1 protein-coding gene is annotated in these 294 nt (G+C 59.9%); it reads left to right on the top strand.

The window, feature by feature from the left end; translation table 11 throughout:
* On the top strand, window positions 1–294 hold a 294-nt coding region (locus IH25_RS38255), incomplete at both ends, for a phage tail tape measure protein (protein ID WP_037656509.1).

Here is a 294-nt window from a genome sequence, read left to right as displayed (position 1 = left end):
CAACGAATACAGCACGATTTTCCGGCAGATGGGAATCAGTGCCACTGACGCAACAGGCCTGTTGTCTCAGGGTTTGCAGGCGGGCGCGCGTGATACTGACGTCGTCGCCGACTCGTTGAAGGAATTCGTTCTGATCACGCAGGGCGGCGGCAAAGAAGTGGACGCCGCGTTTGCGAAGATCGGCCTGTCCGGCAAGGAAATGCAGAAGGCGTTCACGAAGGGCGGGCCGGAAGCCAAGGCCGCTCTTGACAAAGTTTTTGACGGCCTGCGGAGTGTCGGCAGTGAGTCCGACCG

This window comes from Streptomyces achromogenes subsp. achromogenes, from assembly GCF_000720835.1.
In the GTDB taxonomy this organism is placed as follows: Bacteria; Actinomycetota; Actinomycetes; order Streptomycetales; family Streptomycetaceae; genus Streptomyces; species Streptomyces achromogenes.
This window is presented reverse-complemented; position numbering and strand designations above follow the sequence as displayed.